Below are 1414 nucleotides of genomic sequence, written 5' to 3'. Positions count from 1 at the left end.
GGCTCTTTGTCAACTGTAGTGGGTAGATGAAAAGCTAACACCTAGAGAGGACGAAATTCGTTCTCTCTTTCTTTATGTTCAAAGCAATCAAAATGCGTTTTTTAAAATTTTCAAAGTTCCTGAAACCAAAGGCATTTCTCTTAATGACTTTGATGAGATTATTGGTAGCTTCCAGTTTGGCGTTTGAATAAGGCAATTCTAGTGCATTCAAAACCTTGTCTTTATCCTTTAGAAATGTCTTAAATACCGTCTGGAAAATAGAATTAACAGTGGCTATTTCTTGTTCAATTAGGTCAAAGAAATGGTCTGAGTTCTTCTCTTGGAAATGAAATAAGAGAAGCTGATAGAGTTCATAGTGCTGTCGTAGTTCCTCGGAGAAAGACAGGAGTTTTTCTAGGATTTCCTTGTTAGTCAAATGCATTCGAAACATAGGGCGATAAAATCGTTTATCGCTGAGTTTACGACTATCCTGTTGAATCAATTTCCAGTAGCGTTTCAAGGCTCTGTATTCCTGCGATGTTCTGTCGAATTGATTCATAATTTGAATACGAATACGGTTCATAGCACGACTAAGGTGTTGAACAATATGAAAGCGGTCGAGTACAATTTTTGCATTCGGAAAAAGCTGTTTAGCAAGTTGATAATAGGGACTAAACATATCCATGGTAATCACTTTGACCCGATTTCTAACCTTTCTAGGATAGCGTAGAAAGTGGTTTCGGATGGTTGCTTGAGTTCTTCCGTCGAGAATGGTGATGACATTTAGGGAGTCGAAATCTTGAGCGATGAAGCTCATTTTCCCCTTCTTGAAGGCATACTCGTCCCAGCTCATCATCTCAGGTAAGGTATTCCAATCTGTTTTAAACTTGAACTCATTGAGCTTTCTCAGAACTGACGATGTTGAAATTGATAGCCTGTGTGCAATATGTGTCATTGCTTGATTTTCGATGAGTAATTGGGCGATTTTCTGGTTAACCGCGACAGAGATTTGGTGGTTCTTCTTGACAAGAGGAGTTTCAGCAACCGCTATTTTTCCGCAATCTTTACACTTGAAGCGACGCTTTCTAAGTCGGATAAGTAAGGGATAGCCAGCTGTTTCTAGGTAGGGGATCTTAGAGGCTTTCTGGAAATCGTATTTTGTCATTTGTCCCTTGCAGGAAGGGCATTTAGGGGCTGTGTAATCCAAGTGACCGTGGAGTTCTAAGTGAGTTCCCATATCATATTCATCAGTGATAACAATATTTTTGTCTTTAATTCTGAGAAGATTTGTGATAAGATTTAGTTGTTCCATATGAACCCTTTCTAATGTGAGTTTCGTCGCTTTTCATTATAGGGCATATGGGACTTTTTTCTATACTCAAAAAGGCTCCATAATCTCTACAGTGGATTTACCCACTACAGAAATTATAGAGCC

The 1414-nt window shown here is 38.8% G+C and carries 1 protein-coding gene; it reads right to left on the bottom strand.

The genetic code is table 11. The features are described from left to right. Positions 1–34: 34 nt before the first annotated feature. Complete coding sequence (locus tag C1G57_RS08590; RefSeq protein ID WP_105114567.1) at positions 35–1291, bottom strand: ISL3 family transposase; 1257 nt, start codon at positions 1289–1291, stop codon at positions 35–37. Between the last annotated feature and the right edge of the window lie 123 nt (positions 1292–1414).

Source organism: Streptococcus suis, from assembly GCF_002960425.1.
Lineage (GTDB): Bacteria > Bacillota > Bacilli > Lactobacillales > Streptococcaceae > Streptococcus > Streptococcus suis_S.
This window is presented reverse-complemented; position numbering and strand designations above follow the sequence as displayed.

What these genes read in the sequence shown, in the direction of transcription:
- C1G57_RS08590 (WP_105114567.1), bottom strand. Translation starts at nt 1,291, where the DNA reads ATGGAACAACTAAATCTTATCACAAATCTTCTCAGAATTAAAGACAAA.